General features: G+C 57.0%; 18 protein-coding genes. 6 read left to right on the forward strand and 12 right to left on the reverse strand.

All coding sequences use genetic code 11. The annotated features are described in order from the left end of the window. Positions 1 to 6: 6 nt before the first annotated feature. Both ACKUUJ_RS08385 and ACKUUJ_RS08390 read right to left on the reverse strand, forming a co-directional pair. Positions 7 to 894, reverse strand: coding sequence for a DNA cytosine methyltransferase (locus ACKUUJ_RS08385; protein ID WP_117862603.1), 888 nt, complete (start codon positions 892 to 894; stop codon positions 7 to 9). Then, positions 881 to 1,804, reverse strand: coding sequence for a DNA cytosine methyltransferase (locus tag ACKUUJ_RS08390; protein ID WP_409065279.1), 924 nt, complete (start codon positions 1,802 to 1,804; stop codon positions 881 to 883). Before ACKUUJ_RS08390 ends, ACKUUJ_RS08385 begins: the two co-directional genes overlap by 14 nt. Before the next feature lie 979 nt (positions 1,805 to 2,783). Here ACKUUJ_RS08390 and ACKUUJ_RS08395 point away from each other — a divergent pair. Beyond that, positions 2,784 to 3,110, forward strand: a complete 327-nt coding sequence (locus ACKUUJ_RS08395; protein WP_147350671.1) for a hypothetical protein — start codon at positions 2,784 to 2,786, stop codon at positions 3,108 to 3,110. 39 nt (positions 3,111 to 3,149) lie between these two features. After that, complete coding sequence (locus ACKUUJ_RS08400) at positions 3,150 to 4,730, forward strand: SIR2 family protein (RefSeq protein ID WP_197036746.1); 1,581 nt, start codon at positions 3,150 to 3,152, stop codon at positions 4,728 to 4,730. A 361-nt stretch (positions 4,731 to 5,091) separates the two neighbouring features. On the opposite strand, the gene ACKUUJ_RS08405 is transcribed toward ACKUUJ_RS08400, so the two are convergent. The 5 genes from ACKUUJ_RS08405 to ACKUUJ_RS08425 form a co-directional block, all read right to left on the reverse strand. Continuing rightward, positions 5,092 to 5,529, reverse strand: coding sequence for a hypothetical protein (locus tag ACKUUJ_RS08405; protein ID WP_117862606.1), 438 nt, complete (start codon positions 5,527 to 5,529; stop codon positions 5,092 to 5,094). Between the two features lie 87 nt (positions 5,530 to 5,616). Continuing rightward, positions 5,617 to 6,435, reverse strand: a complete 819-nt coding sequence (locus tag ACKUUJ_RS08410; protein WP_156063310.1) for a hypothetical protein — start codon at positions 6,433 to 6,435, stop codon at positions 5,617 to 5,619. Between the two features lie 74 nt (positions 6,436 to 6,509). Beyond that, positions 6,510 to 7,112, reverse strand: a complete 603-nt coding sequence (locus ACKUUJ_RS08415; RefSeq protein WP_118081484.1) for a ClpP family protease — start codon at positions 7,110 to 7,112, stop codon at positions 6,510 to 6,512. Between the two features lie 115 nt (positions 7,113 to 7,227). Continuing rightward, positions 7,228 to 8,712, reverse strand: a complete 1,485-nt coding sequence (locus ACKUUJ_RS08420; protein WP_118081482.1) for a VirD4-like conjugal transfer protein, CD1115 family — start codon at positions 8,710 to 8,712, stop codon at positions 7,228 to 7,230. 37 nt (positions 8,713 to 8,749) lie between these two features. Further along, positions 8,750 to 9,667 (reverse strand): hypothetical protein, encoded by a 918-nt coding sequence (locus tag ACKUUJ_RS08425; RefSeq protein ID WP_349125326.1) that lies wholly within the window; start codon positions 9,665 to 9,667, stop codon positions 8,750 to 8,752. A gap of 289 nt (positions 9,668 to 9,956) precedes the next feature. Here ACKUUJ_RS08425 and ACKUUJ_RS08430 point away from each other — a divergent pair, with 289 nt between their 5' ends. Continuing rightward, positions 9,957 to 11,390 (forward strand): hypothetical protein, encoded by a 1,434-nt coding sequence (locus ACKUUJ_RS08430; protein WP_118081478.1) that lies wholly within the window; start codon positions 9,957 to 9,959, stop codon positions 11,388 to 11,390. A 427-nt stretch (positions 11,391 to 11,817) separates the two neighbouring features. On the opposite strand, the gene ACKUUJ_RS08435 is transcribed toward ACKUUJ_RS08430, so the two are convergent. Next, positions 11,818 to 12,351 carry a nucleotidyl transferase AbiEii/AbiGii toxin family protein gene (locus ACKUUJ_RS08435; RefSeq protein WP_409065280.1) on the reverse strand — a complete coding sequence of 178 codons (534 nt, stop codon included), beginning with the start codon at positions 12,349 to 12,351 and terminating at the stop codon, positions 11,818 to 11,820. 18 nt (positions 12,352 to 12,369) lie between these two features. After that, complete coding sequence (locus ACKUUJ_RS08440) at positions 12,370 to 12,993, reverse strand: type IV toxin-antitoxin system AbiEi family antitoxin domain-containing protein (RefSeq protein ID WP_409065281.1); 624 nt, start codon at positions 12,991 to 12,993, stop codon at positions 12,370 to 12,372. Between the two features lie 556 nt (positions 12,994 to 13,549). On the opposite strand from ACKUUJ_RS08440, the gene ACKUUJ_RS08445 reads away from it, so the two are divergent. From ACKUUJ_RS08445 to ACKUUJ_RS08455, 3 genes are read left to right on the forward strand one after another with little or no spacing between them, the layout of a single operon-like run. Continuing rightward, positions 13,550 to 14,092: a uBA/TS-N domain protein gene (locus ACKUUJ_RS08445; RefSeq protein ID WP_022093856.1), complete on the forward strand. Its 543-nt coding sequence runs from the start codon at positions 13,550 to 13,552 to the stop codon at positions 14,090 to 14,092. An 18-nt stretch (positions 14,093 to 14,110) separates the two neighbouring features. Further along, positions 14,111 to 14,896, forward strand: a complete 786-nt coding sequence (locus tag ACKUUJ_RS08450) for a response regulator transcription factor (protein ID WP_409065282.1) — start codon at positions 14,111 to 14,113, stop codon at positions 14,894 to 14,896. Next, on the forward strand, positions 14,880 to 16,175 hold the full coding sequence (locus tag ACKUUJ_RS08455) for a sensor histidine kinase (protein WP_409065283.1): 1,296 nt from the start codon (positions 14,880 to 14,882) through the stop codon (positions 16,173 to 16,175). Before ACKUUJ_RS08450 ends, ACKUUJ_RS08455 begins: the two co-directional genes overlap by 17 nt. Before the next feature lie 151 nt (positions 16,176 to 16,326). Here ACKUUJ_RS08455 and tnpA read toward each other — a convergent pair whose 3' ends face one another. The 3 genes from tnpA to ACKUUJ_RS08470 all read right to left on the reverse strand — a co-directional run bounded on the left by tnpA (position 16,327) and on the right by ACKUUJ_RS08470 (position 17,689). Further along, positions 16,327 to 16,797: an IS200/IS605 family transposase gene (gene tnpA / locus ACKUUJ_RS08460; RefSeq protein WP_346964807.1), complete on the reverse strand. Its 471-nt coding sequence runs from the start codon at positions 16,795 to 16,797 to the stop codon at positions 16,327 to 16,329. Between the two features lie 218 nt (positions 16,798 to 17,015). Further along, positions 17,016 to 17,390: a VOC family protein gene (locus tag ACKUUJ_RS08465; protein WP_161156691.1), complete on the reverse strand. Its 375-nt coding sequence runs from the start codon at positions 17,388 to 17,390 to the stop codon at positions 17,016 to 17,018. An 11-nt stretch (positions 17,391 to 17,401) separates the two neighbouring features. Then, entirely contained in the window at positions 17,402 to 17,689 is a 288-nt protein-coding gene (locus tag ACKUUJ_RS08470) for a PTS sugar transporter subunit IIB (RefSeq protein ID WP_117564906.1), read from the reverse strand. Between the last annotated feature and the right edge of the window lie 157 nt (positions 17,690 to 17,846).

Raw genomic sequence — 17,846 nt, forward strand, 5'->3', positions numbered from 1 at the left:
CCACAATTAATCTGCTGCATAGTCAGCTATGCATCTAGCAACGTACTCAGCAAGCTTAACTGGCACGGCATTGCCAATCGCCTGCTCAATGTCTGTCTTGGACCCGACAAACTCAAACTCTTCGGGGAAGGTTTGCAGATAGCTGCGCTCCTTGTATGTTAAGGCTCTCACACCTTCAGAAATATCAGCCTTGTCGGCATGATGCCTCTTATATGCTGGCGGTATCGGACGGTTGGTGCCTCGTACCGTTACCGCTGGCTCGTCAATCGTGAAGACGCCCCTACGCTGGAAGTTGCGTGGATGCATGTAGAAGTATTGCGTGCCGAGCGAATCGCCAAGGTAATCCCTGACGGTCATCTGCTTGTCGCTCAGCCTTGAATCCAAGAGTTCGCCGAGAAAGTCATCTTTATCACCAAGATGACCGACAAGGATAAAGCGCCTGCGAATCTGAGGCACACCACATAGACTGGCGTTGAGGACGCGCCTCGTGAGACCGTATCCAGCATTGCGGAATATTTCCAGCGCCTCGGGCAGGACGTCCATCCGCTCGATATTGTAAACATTCTCCATGACGAACCACTCGGGTCTGACGTCCCGAACTATCTCAGCATATCGGATGGTGAGATTGGCCCTTTTGCCGCGCTGTCTGGCGCCCGCAATGGAGAAGTCCTGGCAAGGGGGGCCACCGATTATCATCGACGGCGAATACTCTTCAATTTTCGGGACCGCTTCCGCATCGTAAAGATCGTATTTGAATGCCGGGTGGTCGAAGTTTGCCGAATAGATGTCGACAGCCGCCTGCCAGTTATCAAACGCCGCCTTTATGTTGAAGCCCGCATTCTGGAATCCGAGCGACATACCGCCGCATCCCGAGAAAAGATCAACGCAGTCCATCGCTCACATCCCTCCTGTACTCTAGTAGCGCTCGTGCAACGTAGGTGGCAAGGTTTACCGGTACGGCGTTGCCCACCATCTGGTTGATATCCGTCTTACTCCCAAAGAACTTGAAAGACTCCGGGAAAGTCTGGATCCTACTGCGTTCCTTTGGAGTCAAGCACCGGGCTTGACTGAGGTCCGCCGCGTCGTTGGGGTGAAGCTTGTAGTTCGGCGGTATCGGCCTGTCCACACCACGAATAGTGACCGAGGGCTCGTCGATGCTGAAGATGGCCCGCCTCGTGTAGCTTCGCGGAATTCTGAAGTAGTAATCAATTCCAAGCTCGTTACCGAGATACTCACGAATTGTCATCTGATGGTCAGAAAGGCCCTTCTCAAGATATGGGTCGAGGAACCCGTCGGGCGCCCCAAGGCATCCGATCAAGAAGTATCTCTTGCGAGCTTGGGGGACCCCGCACAGGCTTGCATCCATCACTCGCCCACTCAAGCCATAACCCTGCGCTTTGAGGGTGACCCGAATCGCTTCCATGGATTTGCTCGTTCGAACGCGTGGGACGTTCTCCATAACGATGAAGCGAGGCTTGCACCTCGCGATGATCTCGGCATATCTAACAGAGAGGATTGCGCGCCCACCATCCTCGGATCTCTTGCCGGCCTGCGAGAAATCCTGACAAGGAGGCCCGCCGATGATGATATCCGGAGCGAAGCCGGCAACTTCCTCGGATACGGAAACGTCGGAGAGATCCCTTTTGAAAACAGGATGCTGGAAGTTAGCGCGATAGACATCAATGGCAGCGTCCCAATTGTCGTAGGCAGCCACAACATTGACGCCAGCCTTTTCGAAGCCGAGGGACATTCCGCCGCAGCCGGCGAAAAGGTCAACTGCCGTTATGTTCCTCTCGTTTTCCACGCGCTCGGTCTCCATTTCGATAGATACAGACAAATAAATAATTATAATTTCGTTTCTTCCAACATGCTTCAAGATCAGTCGGCAACAGAACAAATCCAGTTGTAACGCTTCGCCCGGACAAGAATCGCTCGTGCTCGATTCGAGCTTATTGCCGCCCAGCAGGGCAACCACTGTCGCATGCTCGCCCGTCAGAGGCCGTCCGCGCCGCATCCGCGTCCGCTCCGGATGCCGCGCCGGGTCGGTCGTGCCGCGGACCGTCCCTCGCGGCACGCACCCTCCGCTCCCGCGAAAACCCGTTCAACACAAAGGCTTTTAGGTATAGCCTTATTACTGTACGCCACGAAGTTCCCGCCCACTCACGCCCTCGCTGCCAAACGAATACGCATCCCTCTCTCTTCTATGGATGCAACGCTGCCGAAATATAAATCGACTCATGCGATCGCTCTCCGACCTCAGCTGAAACGTTTCAGAGCGCAACAATCTTGAACCTCGATCCACCCTCCAGACAAACCTCCTCAGTTCATCCATTACTATCGAAAAGATCTTCCATGAATTTTGACGGCCTGTTTCAGCTGTAATGGAAATAAAAACCAGCTTTTCGAAGTCGGCGCCACAACCAGGCAAGCATTTCCGAAATCGCAGCATCACATCGCTCGATATAAGTAATTTGCTACTGGTGCAACGGCCCCGAGCACCGTTCCCGCGCGACTCTATCGCAAATACGTTGCTTAGAACAGGGCACTGCCACATTTCAGCAAGCCAATCCGAATCCTCGTTTGGTCGGGAGATAGTCCAATTACCCTTTAAATATCATATCGTTGTGGTATTCAATAAACTCAGCTCGTGGGGCAAATCGCTTCGGAAGCGTAATCGGCTCTCCGTTGTAGCGCCACAAATTTACCGCTTCCTTGAAAGTAGCGGCAGGCTAAACGAGGGCGGTGAGTTCCTTTTCTACTTCTACGCCATTAAGGACGGGCACGTGTACTCCCATCATAAAGATCTCTTTCGTACGACCCATTTCCGCTTCTACAGGAACGCAATCAGCGAGACAAACACTTACGAACTTGAACCCATGCTTTGCAAGGTGAAGGCTAACGAGCTGGTTTCGAGAGACGAACTAGCCGACCGGCTGGCCGCCATTGGTTACGAGCGGAATCGTGGGAGCCAGGGGGCGGACTTCCACTACGTGCTTAGCGTGGAGGTCGAGAACGCTGCAGTTGTGCCGCTGAGTCTCGCGTGCGGATTGGTCGACGGGCAGAACGGCAACGATGCTTTCAGCCCGCACTCGCCGAAGTTGGTGGGATAACATTTCACGAGCATGTCGATTGGTACAGGAGGAAAGATTATGGACGAGAGAATCAAATCGATAATCCACAAAGCTGTTGATGATGCCGGGCGTTATCCGTTTCTCTTCATCGGCTCTGGCCTCTCCCGTCGTTACTGCGGCACGCCGGGATGGGAGGGGCTGCTTTCGGATATCTGCGCCGAGGTGCTTGACGACCCATATGCCTTCGCGCGCTTCAAGAGCCAGGCGAAGATTGCTGTCCAGAACGGCGAGGTCGAGTCCGAACTGCCGTACGTTGCCACGCTCATGGAAAGCGAAGTAAACCACGAGCTCTTTGCATCGGATGAATTCGCTGCCTTCCGCGAAGATCACAGTGACGAGCTTACCGGGGACGCTTCGCCCATGAAGATCTACGTCGCAGATAAGATCGCGAGAGCTCGTCTCGTCGAGAGCGCCGAAACTGAGAAGCTGGCGAAGGCGGGCAGGGAAAAAGTTGCCGGCATCATCACCACGAATTATGACTGTATGTGTGAGACCCTATTCCCTGGTTTCACGACCTACGTCGGAGAAAGCGACCTCCTGTTCTCTGACCAGGCTTTCTCTCAGGAGATATACAAGATCCATGGCTCAGTCTCGAGGGCGGGAAGCATCGTCCTGACCAGCGCTGACTATGCGGAGTTCGCGCAGAAGAGGAAGTATCTCTCGGCGAAGCTGCTCACCCTCTTCGTCGAGTATCCCGTCATCTTCCTCGGTTATTCGATTCAAGACGAGAACATCAGGTCGATACTGGGTGACATCTGCGAATGCCTACCAGATGACAAGCTCAAACGGCTGGGCAAGCGGCTCATCTTCGTTCAGCACGCAACCGACACCTCTGTTGGCGAGATTGCTATGAGTTTCGGTGGCCGTACGCTTTCGATGACGAAGATCACCACGGATGACTTCGAGTCGATCTACGATGCGATGCGCAGCTTCCGGAAAATGTATAGCACGCGATTTATCCGCGAGTTGAGGGGCAGCGTGTTCAGGCTTGCGGAGCATATCGACCCGAGTTCCGACATCATCGTCTCAGGGATAGACAATGTCCTCAACGACCTTGACCCGGACCAGAAGATCGTCATCGGCCTGTCGGTGTCACCAAGTAGCATCGGAAAGCCGATTTCACCTGAAGATATCTTCGAGGACATCGTGCTCGATAACCTTCGCTATGACCCAAAGTTCATCGTCGAGAACTACCTCAACATGTACGTGCGCCAACGGCCCAACAACATGCCTGTCTTCAAGTACACGCGCGGACTCGGTGGAGAGGTCGGTAAGGACATAGCGACTTATCTCCCAACGCTCACCTCGATTGATAGCTATCGAAGCGAAACGTTCCGCAAATCGATGCCTGCGACTCGTCGCAGATTCGAAGGGTCGCTGAGCATAAAGGGCCTTGCGAATGCATGCGCGCCAAAGAGCCCGTTCGCGTTCATCCCGTGCCTTTCAGAGGAAGAGATGGACGTCGACGACTTGGAAGCGTTGCTGAAGCGGGCACTGGCTGACGTGGGAAACGACCCTGCCAAGAAGAGGGCTCTGTTGAAAGATTCGCATTATCGGAAGTGCGTCCGCATCTACGACTTCTTGCGCTATGGAAAGTAGGAAGTCCCCCAACCTTCACCAATAGTCCGGGCAACGGCATCCGAACCTAGATCCAGTTGGGGGACATGCTCCCGAACTATGCACGGTTTCCCGCGCAAAGCTAGTTTAGCAAAGAAATGTGGAGATTGGCGGTTGGGCGCTTGAGATTCCTGCCAACTGCCGCACCCCTTGAATATCAACTTCATCCGAACACCTCCCAAATTCATCCGTACATGTACGGATGAATTTGGGAATCCGATACCCTGAGGGCCGGGTCGGCCGGCCCCGGGAGATCGGAGGACGCCATGTCCGGAAAGAGCGGGAAGGGCGCCGCGAGGGCGGTCCCGAGGGCCCACGGCAGGCGATCGGCGATTTCATGCAACTACGGCTGAAGTGTCTTTATGTGGTTCAGCGCACCCAACAGTACCGTTTGATTTCGCTCAAAGCATAAACGAAACCATGCATATATTCCCAAGGCAATCAGGCATGGCGTCACGAAAACCCCGGCAGCGATTGAATTGTTGCCCGCCCATGCAGACAGACACCCTCCGACCGTAAGTGAGATGATCATGCTGATCACGCTGGGGGCCCAACTCGTATAATGCACCCCACTCACCGCCTGTTCGACTATTTCGCATTTCTTTTTCAGGCTAATGTCCTCATCCACTTCACCAAGAGAAAAGTCCACTCCCGAAATTAAATCGAGCAATTCAGCCTCACTGTAGCCGCCTTCCTTGAATCTTTTAATGAAGAAACCTCCTGGTCCAGGCCCACAGATAGGACGGTTTACACGAAACAGTTCCTTATAGGCGATTCCCATTGTTAACTCCTTAAAGTGCAGATGCTATTTACGCTATCGTTCTATCATTTCGTCCGGACAGATTTTTATCGGACCGTCGGCAACCGTTCACAAGGACATCCCGTTCAGTAACTCCCCGCGCTCCTCATACCCGCGCTCGAGCTTCTTCCCAAGCTCCGCAGCGCAGCGCTTCGTTTCCTCGGCAAACAGGTCATCGATAGCCCTGTCAATCCGCGTGCAAGTCTGCCGATGCTCGTCCTTCCAGGGCAGGTTGAGTCCCAAACTCGCGTCCCAATAGCCGCCGAGTTTGGCGTTAATTACTTCCTCGGGATACAGCACGTCGCGGCGAATGTCCTCAACTACATCGTCCTCGTCCATATCGCAGGCCGCATCGCCCTGCTCGAGGAACTTGCGCAGCTCCTTTTGCGCCCGGATGTTGTTCAGCATGCGAACACACACCACGGCCAAAAAGCGATAACGTTCGCATAGATCCCACTCGCCTTCGAGCCATACGCGAAAGCCCAGCATTTCGCTCGCGGACTCATCATCCATCAGGATCAATTCCCACGGAAGCACATTGGCGAGTGCGTCCTCCCCCAGCCTTTGCACGCCGTCGCGCATAAAGATGCACGGCTCCACGTCGTAATAGCCAAAACCGTGGCCCGCATCGCGACGATTGATGACATGCTTGGGCAACAGGATGATCTTGTCGCTGGGCTCGGGATCTATCTTCCGCAGCTTTTTGACCTTGCGGCGGGCGCGCTTTAGGCTGCGTTCGCTATCGCCACGGCCGCGGCCGTCCGGCTTGCCGCCGTATCGAAGGGCAACCTCACGCGCCAGGATCTTTGTGTCCGCAGCGCACAGCAGGTCGCTCACGGTGGGCAGGTCTTCCCACTCAATGCCATCGACGTCCCAAATCCTGTTCATGTTCAACCTCTTTCTGGCTGTGAATTTACGCACTTGTTCGCCCTGCACAACGTACTTGTAAGGCATGCGCCCCGCTAGAGCGCCTTCTTGCTGGGCGCAATCACCTCGTCCACCAGGCCCAGCTCCAGAGCGCGCCTGGCGTTGCACCAGCAGTCGCGCTCGGTGAGCTCGTGGAACTCCTGGGCGCTCAGGTTGCCATGCTCGGCCAGCAGCTCGTCCAGCTCGGCGCGCATGGCCGCTGTATGCTGGGCCACGATCTCGATATCGGTCTGCTGCGCCATGCCCATGCCGCCCATCAGTTGGTGGATGAGCACCTGCGTGTGGCGGTACACCTGACGGTGGTCGCCGCAGGCCAAGATCACCGCGGCCATCGAGGCCACGACGCCCTCGCCCACCGTGATCACGGGGCAATCGAGCGACTGCATGGTGTCGATGAGCGCCAGCCCCGCCGTGACGCTGCCGCCCGGGCTGTTGATGATGAGGGTGATGGGCTCGGTCGCACTTTGATGCTCCAGCACCAGCATGGACTTAATAAGGCCGTTGCAGGTCGCATCGTTGACCTCGCCCTCCAGCAGCAGCACACGGCTGTTGAGCAGTTCGCTTGCCATATCGACAGCGGCAACACGGCCGTCCTTGGACTTCTTTATGATGCTGGGCTCACGATACATAACGGGCATGGCAATTCCCTTCTAAACGGAATCGGTAAGGAGGCAAAAACTGGACCGCACGGCTTACGACTAACGGAAGCCGTGCGACAAAACATGCAAGATGGGGTACACAAAGCTGCAAGGGCTAATCCCTCAGCCACTTGGCAGCATTGGGATGATCGGCGCAAAAGTACTTCTTGGCGCGGAAGGGACGCATGCCGGTCACCTTGACCAGGCAATCGGTGCGGGGCATAAGCCCAACCTCGCCTGGGGTCATCACGCAACCGCGCACATCTACGGCAGTGCGCTCGGCGCCCACGTACTTGGTGCCCAAAACCGACTCGCCACACAGTTCGCTTATGTAGTTCTGCGTCGCGATGTTGCTGCCGCCGCCCATATAGACCAAACTATCGCAGTTATCGAGGATGGTAAGCGCCGTGGATTTGCCGTACACGACATCGAGCTGGCTCAGCGATTGCGCACACATCAAAAAGCTAATGCCGCGACTGCGCACAGTCGCAATGCTGCGCTCAAAATCGGGGATGCGGCCCACATTGGGAAACTCATCGAGCACAAACTGCACGCGACGCTGCAAATGGCCGCTGGGGCTGGCATCGGCACGGCGCTGGGCAAGGTTAAACAGCTGCTTAAGGGCAACGTTCGCAAGCCATGCATTAGCCGAATCGTTGTCGCTCACCTTAAGATCGATCATGCGCTTGCCCTCGTCAATACGATCAAGACGCATCTCGTCATTCTCAAAAACGCGCATGAGCTGAGGCGTCTTAAGCCGCGAGATAGTTGCATTGAGCGTGATCAGAATACTCTTAAGCGTCCTATCTGCCGCACCTCGAAAATCGCGATACTGCTCAACGCCATACAGATCAGCGTTCTCCGCACCAAACTTATCGAGAAACTCCCTGGACTCCACCTCTTCTACAAGGTAGTCCAACGGGAATCGCCCCTCACCATCTCCCGTAACCTTGATGAGCGCAGCCAGTTTAAAGACGTTGTTCATCTTAAGGTAGCGGCGCGGGGCATTGGGGTCCTCACCCGGCGTAAGGGTGCCGGCAAGGGTCTCCAGGAGGAACAGGATTCCAACAATCGCTCGAAGCAGCAGGTCGCTCGCGTTATTCCAGAACGGATCATACCTAAGGCTACGGCCGTCAGGATCGACCCCCTCCATGATTGCCGCCACTGTGGTGGGGATATCCTCGACATCCATCACGTAACGCAGAGGGTCGTATCCGGCCGACTGCTCGGGATTAACAGTATCGAGAACCGTTACCTCGTAGCCGTCCTCTTCAAAGCCTTTCCCCGTACGGCGCAGCAGCTCACCCTTGGTGTCTGTGACCACATAACAGCATTCGTGGTGATTGAGCAGGTTGGGCAAAATGAAACTCGCCGTTTTGCCGCTGCCGGTACCTCCAAAGGCAAAAACATTGTTGGACACACTCGTCTCCCAATGCTTGTCGTCCTCGTAGAACGCCACCGTGGCACCCTGCGCCAGGATCACGTCGCGCTGCTCATCGCCGGACGACAGCGCCCGCATCTCCTCCTTAGTCGCCCACTTCTTGGTCTGATACTCCGTTTGCTGCGCGGCCTCGTAGCCGTACATCTTGATGACTGGCATGGCGTGACCCCTTTCTTGTCCGTGGCGTTAGTGGTTGTTAAGCAATGCGATCGTCGCCGTCGTCCTCATTGAGCTGTGCCGAGTGCGGCGACTTGGTCGCGTGACCGATCAGGCGCTCGGCCTGCGCCAGATAACTCTCGCGAGCAGCAGTTGAGACCGTTGTGTCGCCCAGGTACGCAAGCAGTGCATGGATCATCAGCTTGTCAAGCAGGTCGTAATCTTTATGATGCTTGATATTGAGGAGATAGCGATTTTCGAGTCCGTGTACTTTGTTGGTCAAATCGATTTCCATCTTTTCCTCCATGTAATAAAAAGTGTGTCGTTCGTCCAAAAGTGCCTCAAACGGGCGTTTGACGCATAACTCAAAGTTGAAACGCGGACTCGTATCGAACACGCGTCGCTGCACCTTGAGGTAGCGCTTATAAAACATGACGGCATCATCTTCATCCGCCGTAAAGCCACGCGATCCATCGCGGTGCAGCCGGTCGCATGGCTTTCTGCCATCGGTATGGCGCACGAAGGAGGACGGGATATAGGCACCCTGCTTGGTGCTGTACTTCATCCCTGTCGCAACTTCCTCGAACAAGAGAACACCAGCCGATTTAAAGCCCGCAGTACGCCCGTGCCTAAACATACTCACCACAGTCGCTACACTGCCTATGCGGCTATCGCGCGGGGGAAAATACAGTGGCAGCAAAGCGAGTGTCGCGGCAGTCAAAAGTTCGCGGGCCTCGTGTACATCGGCTCGATACTGCTCGGGCACCAGCCCGGGAATATCGGGCGAGCGCTCTTCCAGCACGCCAACGAGCGATTTGGCCAGGCGCTCGACGTTCTTCTCGCCGCAGTACGGACACGGAAGAGACCGTTCTACCTTTCCGTTCATTTCGCACATGTCGCGGAGATCCTCGTCGATCGCACTGAGGAATGCCTCGTAGATGTTGTCCCGTTTCTTCATGAATGTTTCTTTCTATCCGGTTTCGGGTGTTTGGTGTAAGTCTGTTCTAAGTTTTAGAATGCTCTGAGGTATGGATGATGACAATCGACCTAACCTGCAGCTTCGTTAGTGAAATCACCCTGCTTGATAGCGCGGTTTGCCTAAAGGCTGTGTAGCGATTGCATCAAGCAGTTGGTATTGAGTTGGTTTTGGATTGCTTCGAGGATAGCACAGTAGGCTGTTCTCGTCATTAGAAATTTTTAAATTTTTCTGCTATTATATAGCCCACCAAGAAGAAAGGGCTCTATACATGCGTGAAACAACATCATTGCCACGTCTCACCGCCGCCGCCCTCTCGCGCGCGCTTAACCTAGAACAAGGCAGCCGCCTACTCACCGTTCGCCTACCTGGCGCCATCGGCTGCGAGGCGCTTCGTGAATGCTTCAGGCTGAACGGCAACGGCGTACCTAATATTTGCGAACTTGAGCCCGGCAAGCAGAACACGGGCAATGACAACGCGGCGCCGGTGTTTATCGATGCCACAGCTTGCGTTCGCAAACGTTTTCGCGAAATCAACAGCGCATGTGAGGCGCTCATTAATGATCTGGAGCCTGGCTACCTGGGCTTCTGCGATTGGGAGGCCTATCTCTGGTGCCTGTATGCACTAGCCCTCTCCGGTCGTACTCGAGCCGCCGTACTGCTGCCGTTCGAGTCTTTGGACAACGCCGAGCAGGCACGCGCGATTCTGTTGCGCGAGGGGCTCGTCGAAAGCGTCCTATATCACCCGCTCGCCGAATCTCCGATGCACGGCATGTACGCACTTATTGTATTGTCGACGGGAAATCGCAGCGTTTCATTCCGCAATGCCGCCACGCCCATGCCACGCCTTCGGTTTGCCGACGGGGCTCGCTACCCCAATCTTCCCTTGGCTTTCTCCCCTGACTGGAGCGGCATCGAGTGCGACTCACGCAAAACGGTTTCCATTGAAACCGTCGAGCTCGAAACGCGCAAGCTACTCCAACACCACGCCGCGCTCTCCAAAGGCAGGGTTGGCCTGATCTCCGTAGCTCAAAACTACAGCGCAACGCTCGGCGACAGCTTTATGCGCGTGGTGCCGTTTATGCCCCGAGACAGCACCACCTCGGATGACATCGACGCTGTCGAGGTGCGCCGCATTTCATCTCAGGATTTCCGCAACGGCTATTTGCTGCCCAAGGATGTTGCGGAAGGCGCGTCGGAGCTGGATTCCGAACCTGTAAAGGTAAGTCCAGACGTGTTGGCTCGTTACGAGCTTCGTTGCGGCGATATCGTCATGCCGCGCATACTCGGTCGTTACGGCGCGTCGAACCTACTTGTGGTCGGCATCGATGATGCAAAGCAGCATCTAGTTGCCTCGCACAACACCACCGCCATTCGCCCGGCGATTCCAACGATGACCGACGAGGAGCGCATGGTGTATGCAGAGATGGTCGCGGCGTACCTCACCGACGGCCATGGGTCCATAGTTTTGCAGGTATTGTCCGACAATCAGTACAGCCACGCCATCCGCCCTACCGATCTGTTCGAGATCGAAGTCCCACCAGCACTCGACCCGCGTACGCGCGAGTATAGCGAATCCATCAATCGCTTTGCCGAGGTCGTAAGGGCCAAGAAACAAGCCGAGGCCGCTGTCGCCCAAGCCCAGCGCAACCTCGAAGCCGCAAAGAAGGCCGTTACTCAGGTGGTCGACCAGGCCTGTGAGTAGCGCATACATAGGCAGTAGAAACGTCTTAAGCCGGCGGCAGGAACTAATCCTGCCGCCGGCTTAACTATCTAGCCTATTCCCATCCCGTGGTCTGAGGATTCCATTTGCGCACATTCGCCGAATGATTAAAGCACGGTGTATACAACCGATTGACGACCCCTTCTGCCCCAGCAATGTTCCCCGCGAGATCAAGTACCCCCGCCTGCCTTGCCATCTTTATGTACTGCGCAGAACCATTTTGTTTCCACCAGAGAGGCGCCACGAACTCTTCCGGCATTGCCACCTTGCGGGCAGATGCTTCTTTCTCGACCCTCTCGACAAGCGTAGTCCCATCGACGAAGCAAGTTTTCGCGTACACCAAGATGTCGACTATATCCTTGATTCGCGAAGAGGCACGGCCCTCATGCATCTCTACCATTGCGAGCAATTAATCTGCAAGGGCACTCTCCACTCGGCATACTCGATAGTCGCAGACTGGGAGCCCCTCAATATTCAAACGATCGATCGGCGCAAGAACCTCAGGCTCAAGTCCCCGCACTTCATCAATTACCAAGTCAATTGAAATTGGCTGCAGCTTCTTGGTTCCCATAAAGGGGGTGAACCACACCTTCGCACCACACCGATACTCATCTTCTTTTTTGATCTGCTCTGCACGATCAAAGACAAACGAAACGAAATCCTCCAGATCAATCGAAGCCGCCCGCGCCAGATCGGCAACAGCCTCTTCGAGGCTCTCCTCTTGAGCAACCAAGTCAATATCTCTTGTGACACGCGCATCGAGTGTTCGCGCCAGGACGCTTTGGCCACCCTTGAGTACAAAGCGGCCGTCATCTTCTGAAAAAACGCGACATAGGAAGCGATGAAAGTAGAAACCGACGATCGCCCGATTAGTATCCATCGGCGATTCTCTTGCGGCATCCCTAACAGCCATCTCCAGTGCGGCAGGTGTTTTGTACTTCACCATGTCCTCCGTTTTTCATTACTCGTTCAGCGCCGTCAACAAGGACATCATCAACTCGCGTCGTTTGGCGGTTTTAGAGTTCTCCTCTACAAGATCTTTCAGCCGCTGTATCTCGAGCCCTCGCCCAAGCGCGTCGTTATAGGCATCGATAATTAATGAGGGGTCCTCGCAATCGAGGCAAAGATCAACAAGCGTGCGCTCGGGTTTAGTTACCGGCAGGCCGTCGAGCCAGACGATGTCCTGCTCAGCGATCTCGCGCTTTGCAAAAGAAAGGGATTCGTTTCTCGTATTGATGCGCATGGGCGCGGTCATCCTGTAGGGGGACAGATAGAAATCGCCCATTTGCTGTAGGTTCGCCGCTGTCGTACCGCTCACGGCGATGCCATCCCACTGGCGTTTTCTCTCCCACGCGCAAAGGGAGGGATTGGTGAGTTTCCAAAAAGCGTTGAGCTCGTCGGTGTCTCGGCGCTGCGTGCCCGACATCCGGTAGGCGCCGTGGCATATCCGTTCAAGACGCCCCACGCGGCATGAGTGTGCCAGCGCATCTCGAGAGATGTCCATACGAGCCGCCTGGGCTGTGGTGAACACGCCCTCACTCTCGGAAAGCTCGCTTATCGCCGTTATGTTGCTAAAGTACTTCATGTTGCAATTGTAGGATATTCTCATGCTTTTGCAACGTGATTTTGATTCCCTATGACCGGCGTGCTTTGCGTACCCCTTTTCTGCCACCACTTTGTCATCGGCCCACCATCCCCTGCTATCGAGGTCTAATACTTTTCCGCGAAGTGAACGTCTGTTTTTGGACCCCTGGAGCATCCGCATTTTTCAACGGCATAAACGCAGGATTCTGGCATCAAAGCCGCAGGAAACGGCACCCGAAAAGTGTCGATGCTTCGGGGGTCCGTTTTCACTCATTCACTTCTCGGAAAAGTATTAGACCTCGCTGTCAGCCGTCCCAAAGATCAGACTGCACCTCCTTCACGCCACGCAAAACCTGCCTTTTCTGCCCCCGCCCGCCTCCGCGCCACCCAAAAACTCATCCACTATTAATCTTGGCTCAAGAATCGCTTAATCTATAACCTGCACTATAGAGTTCGACCAAGGGCGGGGCGGCACCGCGCAACGCAGGCCGCCGAACGCAACGCTCGCGCCCGGGCAGATAGCCCGGCGTCGCGCCCATCGAACGAAAGGACAGGTCATGGACGACCTCGAAAAAGTTGAAACCATCCGCACCAAGTGCAACGTGAGCTATACCGATGCCAAGGCCGCGCTCGACGCCGCCGACGGCAACGTTCTGGACGCCATCATTTGGCTCGAGTCGCAGGGCAAGACCCAGACCACGTCGGCGCACGCCGCCACCGAGTCCGCGCCAGTCGATGAGCCCTCGGCCGAGATGGTCGCCGCACAGGCCGCCTACGAAAAGTCGAGCGAAAAGACCGACTTCTCCAAGAAGATGGACAGCGTGTGGGAGTACCTCAAAAAGCTCTTCCGCCTGAGCCTGGACACCAAGTTTATCGCCACGCGCCGCGATGCGATCATCCTCAACATCCCCATCCTGATCCCCATCGTCGCGCTGTTTGCCTGGGGCGCCACGATATGGCTGATGCTGATCGGTCTGTTCTTTGGCATGCGCTACCGCATCGACAGCGACGGCGACGTGCCCGGCAGCATCAACAACCTTATGAATCACGCCGCCGACGCCGCGGACGACATCAAGCAAAATCTGAACGACGACAAGTAATCGCAGACGGGGGCACGCATGGCACGGATCCTGATCGTAGAGGACGAGGAGAAAATCGCCCGCTTTGTGACGCTCGAGCTGGAGCACGAGGGCTACCAGGTGGAGCACGCCGCCGATGGCCGCACCGCCGTGGACCTGGCACTGGAGCGCGACTACGATTTGATTCTGCTCGATGTACTGTTGCCGCAGCTCAACGGCATGGAGGTCTTGCGGCGTGTCCGCAAGCACAAGGATGTGCCAGTGATTATGGTCACCGCGCGCGATGCCGTGATGGATAAGGTGGCCGGGCTCGATGCCGGCGCCGACGATTACCTGACCAAGCCGTTTGCAATTGAGGAGCTGTTCGCACGGATCCGCGTGGCGCTGAAGCGCTCGGAGACCGTGCGGGCGGCTTCGGGTGTTGGCGGCGCCGGCGCCGGGGCTGGCGTAGCGAGCAGCACGGCCGCCGGTATCGCCACAATGTCCCCGGCAACCGACACGGCCCAGGCTGCTGCCACGCCCTCCCCCGCCACACTCACCGTGGGCTCGGTCGCGCTCGACCCCGACCGCCGCGAAGTCACGGTCGGCGGCTCGCCCATCGCGCTCACGGCTCGCGAGTTCGACGTCCTCGCCCTGCTTATGGCGCACGCCGAGACCGTACTCACGCGCGAGCGCATCGCGCACGAGGCGCTGGGCTACGAATACGTGGGCGACACCAACAACGTCGACGTGCACATTGCGCACCTGCGCGCCAAGATCGAGGACGCCGGGGGTGCCAGCATCATCCAGACCGTGCGCGGGGTGGGCTATGTCTGCCGCGCGTAACGCCGAGGCCAAGCGCGTCACCTCCATCGCCCGCGCCATCAACTGGAGTTATATGTGGCGCCGCCTGATGAGCTACGTCTGGCTCGATCTGCTGCTGATGGTGATTGCAGCGGCGATCCTCGTCTATGGATACAACCAGACGCTGCCCGACGGCGCGTTTACCGCAGGATGGATCCCCAGCGCCACCGTTCACGGCATGTCGCTGACGCCCGCGCGCGGTTGGGACCTGACAACGCTCACCTATACCGTCGAGCTTACGCGCACCACCAAGACCTTCCCCCTCGCGCAGGACCTCGTCGCACTATGGCCTCTCTACCTTGTCGTTGTGGGTTGGCAGGTCATCAGCGTGCTCAACATGCTCGGTGGTGCCCGCCGTGTGCGCCGTACCATGGCACCGCTCAACGACTTGGCCTTGCGCGTGGACGAACTCGGCCGCATGCAGCTCGCCGGCGGCAAGATGGAAACGCTGGAGCAGGCCATCGAGCGCGCAAGCGTCGACTCGCCGAGCGTCACCACCGGCGACGCCGACCTGGCAAGCATCGAGGTCGCGCTCAACCGCCTGCTGCGCCAGATGCAAGAGGCCAAGCTGCAGCAGATGCGCTTTGTCAACGATGCAAGCCACGAGCTGCGCACGCCCATCGCGGTAATTCAGGGCTACGTAAACATGCTCGACCGCTGGGGCAAAGACGACCCGGACGTGCTGGCAGAATCCATCGCATCCCTCAAGGCCGAAAGCGAGCACATGCAGGAGCTCGTGGAGCAGCTGCTGTTTTTGGCACGCGGCGATGCCGGCCGCACCGTGCTGCGGCGCGCGAATACTAACCTGGCTGCACTGGTCGGCGAGGTATGCGAGGAATCGCAGATGATCGATGCCGAGCACACGTATCGGCTGGCCTTTGATGCTGCGCTTGTCAGCGACCCGCGCTGCGACGCGTCCGTCGACGTCGCGCTCGTGAAGCAGGCCCTGCGCGTAATCGTGCAAAACGCCGCCAAGTACTCGGATGCGGGAACGACCGTCACATTTGGCGTAGCGCCCGATGCGGGCATGGGTACGATCGACATAAGTGTTGAGGACGAGGGCATCGGCATGAACCAGGAATCCGCAGCTCACGCGTTCGAACGGTTCTACCGTGCCGACAACGCGCGCGATGCCGGCGCGCAGGGCTCGGGTCTGGGGCTTGCCATTGCCAAGTGGATCGTCGATAGCCATGGCAGCGTCATTGGCGTGACCTCAGTCGAGGGCGTTGGCAGCCGCTTTACGATTCGCCTGCCGCGGTAGGAAGCCCCTCGGCATCAAAACCACCCCTAAAAGGGGTGGTTTGCTCTTAGGGTATAACCCTTGGATTTCCGGCACGCGTCTAAAGGCGCCGGCCCTCACGGGGTTCGGGCCGCACTGCAGATTGACCCGTGACGGGCCGGTCAAACCGGCGCTATTTACGCCCCGGCCCCCTATCGAAGGGGTCCTCGTACTCCTTGACGCTCAGCCGGTCGATCGCGATGTCGGCCTTCTCCTGCTCCCGGATGTACTTCGCAATGGTGGCCTCGTTCAGGCCGACGGTGGACACGTAGTAGCCCTCGGCCCAGAACTTCCTGTTGCCGAACTTGTACTTCATGTTCGCGTGCTTGTCGAATATCATCAGCGAGCTCTTCCCCTTCAGGTAGCCCATCACGCTCGATACGCTGTACTTCGGCGGTATCGCCAGCAGCATGTGGACGTGGTCGGGCATCAGGTGCCCCTCGATGATCTCTATCCCCTTGTACTGGCAGAGTTTCCTGAAGATCTCCCCAAGGTCGGACCTTATTTGGTTGTAGATGACTTTGCGCCTATACTTCGGCGTGAACACGACGTGGTACTTGCACATCCACTTCGTGTGCGACAGGCTGTAGGCCTTCTGGGCCATACGCCACCACCGCCCTCTCGACTCGGATTCCTTGCGGCCTGAACAATCGCAAGTGTCCGGCGAGGGGGCGGCTTTGTAAAGCCGTTTGGCCCCACCCGCATAGCGGGTGGTTTCTGATGCGGCGCGCTGCGCGCCCCGCACAGGCTAAAGCCCGTAATAAATAAAGGGATAAGGCCATGCGGCCCTATCCCTTTTCGTTGGCTATAGCAGCTTGTGCGCTAGTCGCGGCACAGGTGCACGGCGAAGCCGGCGAACTCGCGCTTAAAGTACACGAGTTTGGTGCCGCCGTCGGGCAGCAGCACGCGCGACTCCTCGTTAACCTCGAGCCCGCGCTCGGCAAACCACTTCTCGGCCGCATCGATGTCGTTGACGGCAAAGCCAATGTGGCCCTTGGCGCCACGACCGTTCTGCTTCATGATCTCGACCAGCGAATCGTTAAAGTACGAAACGGGGGTCTCGATGACGGGCAGGCCCATCATCGTCGAGAACAGCTCCGCGATCTCCAAGGCGTCTGCCGGGTCGGTGGCGTTAATGCCCACATGGGCAACGCGCATACCAAAGAGCTCGACCGGATTGGCGTTCTGCTCACTCATACAGGCAGCGCCTACTGAGCCATGACGTCGAGAACGGCCTTCTCAGCAGCGACGCGGTTCATGCCGGTCATGAAGGGCACGCCGCTCACGTACGGGCAGGTGAGGCCCTCGGGGGCAACGGTGGTGGCGATCAGCAGGTCGGCGCCCTCGTCGCAGTAGTCCTTGGCCTCGGAGATGGCGCACTGCACGATCTCATACTTGCCGGCATAACCGTTGGCGTCGAGCAGGGTGGCGACCTTCTGGGCAACGAGCGTGGAAGTAGCAGCGCCAGCACCGCAAGCCAAAACGATCTTCTTCATAGGTAATGTCTCCCTTCATGGTTTACTTTAGGTAAGTGTACCGCAGCGAGCGATGTCACTCGGCCTCGATGAGCTTTTATGCCAGTTTGCTTGCGCGCTGCGTATAATACATCTAGTACGTGTTGTCATACCGCTCGCTTCATGAGCGACTAAGGAC

Source organism: Collinsella sp. wc0583 (assembly GCF_046116915.1).
GTDB lineage: Bacteria > Actinomycetota > Coriobacteriia > Coriobacteriales > Coriobacteriaceae > Collinsella.

Coding starts and splice junctions, on each gene's coding strand:
- ACKUUJ_RS08385 (WP_117862603.1), bottom strand. CDS start 894: ATGGACTGCGTTGATCTTTTCTCGGGATGCGGCGGTATGTCGCTCGGA.
- ACKUUJ_RS08400 (WP_197036746.1), top strand. CDS start 3,150: ATGGACGAGAGAATCAAATCGATAATCCACAAAGCTGTTGATGATGCC.
- ACKUUJ_RS08405 (WP_117862606.1), bottom strand. CDS start 5,529: ATGGGAATCGCCTATAAGGAACTGTTTCGTGTAAACCGTCCTATCTGT.
- ACKUUJ_RS08410 (WP_156063310.1), bottom strand. CDS start 6,435: ATGAACAGGATTTGGGACGTCGATGGCATTGAGTGGGAAGACCTGCCC.
- ACKUUJ_RS08415 (WP_118081484.1), bottom strand. CDS start 7,112: ATGCCCGTTATGTATCGTGAGCCCAGCATCATAAAGAAGTCCAAGGAC.
- ACKUUJ_RS08420 (WP_118081482.1), bottom strand. CDS start 8,712: ATGCCAGTCATCAAGATGTACGGCTACGAGGCCGCGCAGCAAACGGAG.
- ACKUUJ_RS08425 (WP_349125326.1), bottom strand. CDS start 9,667: ATGAAGAAACGGGACAACATCTACGAGGCATTCCTCAGTGCGATCGAC.
- ACKUUJ_RS08430 (WP_118081478.1), top strand. CDS start 9,957: ATGCGTGAAACAACATCATTGCCACGTCTCACCGCCGCCGCCCTCTCG.
- ACKUUJ_RS08440 (WP_409065281.1), bottom strand. CDS start 12,993: ATGAAGTACTTTAGCAACATAACGGCGATAAGCGAGCTTTCCGAGAGT.
- ACKUUJ_RS08445 (WP_022093856.1), top strand. CDS start 13,550: ATGGACGACCTCGAAAAAGTTGAAACCATCCGCACCAAGTGCAACGTG.
- ACKUUJ_RS08450 (WP_409065282.1), top strand. CDS start 14,111: ATGGCACGGATCCTGATCGTAGAGGACGAGGAGAAAATCGCCCGCTTT.
- ACKUUJ_RS08455 (WP_409065283.1), top strand. CDS start 14,880: ATGTCTGCCGCGCGTAACGCCGAGGCCAAGCGCGTCACCTCCATCGCC.
- tnpA (WP_346964807.1), bottom strand. CDS start 16,797: ATGGCCCAGAAGGCCTACAGCCTGTCGCACACGAAGTGGATGTGCAAG.
- ACKUUJ_RS08465 (WP_161156691.1), bottom strand. CDS start 17,390: ATGAGTGAGCAGAACGCCAATCCGGTCGAGCTCTTTGGTATGCGCGTT.
- ACKUUJ_RS08470 (WP_117564906.1), bottom strand. CDS start 17,689: ATGAAGAAGATCGTTTTGGCTTGCGGTGCTGGCGCTGCTACTTCCACG.